Source organism: Mesorhizobium sp. M1348 (assembly GCF_040317925.1).
Lineage (GTDB): Bacteria > Pseudomonadota > Alphaproteobacteria > Rhizobiales > Rhizobiaceae > Mesorhizobium.
The window spans coordinates 1-707 of sequence record NZ_JAMYLH010000088.1; the positions used below are offsets into that span (position 1 = coordinate 1).

The following is a 707-nucleotide window of genomic DNA, read 5'->3' on the forward strand; positions in this document are numbered from 1 at the left end:
GACGGCGCAGGTGGGGGCGGATCTCAGCCCCACTCGGCCGCTTGGCCGGTCGCAGGATCGCGCTGACGAACCGTCCCGCACCATCGAACACGACGATCGGCTGGAAGCCGTACTCGTCATGGTGGGCATTGAACAGGCGAAGCTGTTGGCCTCCGTGCACAGCGTCGAAGGTGTCGTCAATGTCGAGTACGATCCGCTTCGGCACCTGCCGGAACGAGGCGCAATAGAGATCGACCATCGCCCGTCCCATCGCGACCAGCTCCCGCACGCCGGGTAGGTTCTCCAGCCGGCACAGCGTCGATTGCGACGCCAGATCCCGACCCGACGGCAGCGCATCCTGGGCCATCTTGAAGACCGGATCGCGGCGCAGCCGGTTGGCGTCGTTGCCGTCCTCGTAGCCGGCGGCGATCATCTTCATGCGAAAGCCGATCATGTCCGCCAGGCTGTGGACGACCTGGTCCGGGCAGCGCGGATCGTCGATGCAACGCGCCAGACGCTCGGCCACCCGCAACCGCTTTTCCACCTCGGCCAAGGCCAGAACGCCGCTGTTGGACGACAGCATGCCGCCGTCGAAACGGGCGACGACGGACTTGCCGCCGACTGATGACAAACCGCTCAGCGGCAGCGCAAGATCGTTCATGGTGGGTGTGGTCTCCGGGAAATGGTTCGGATCGGCTTAAGCAACCAAATCCTACGTCATTTCAACG

At 64.6% G+C, this 707-nt stretch carries 1 protein-coding gene; it reads right to left on the minus strand.

What is annotated here, in order from left to right:
* A partial coding sequence (locus tag NKH13_RS35550; RefSeq protein WP_352917498.1) for a transposase occupies positions 1–640 on the minus strand: 640 nt, incomplete at its 3' end.
* Positions 641–707 lie beyond the last annotated feature (67 nt).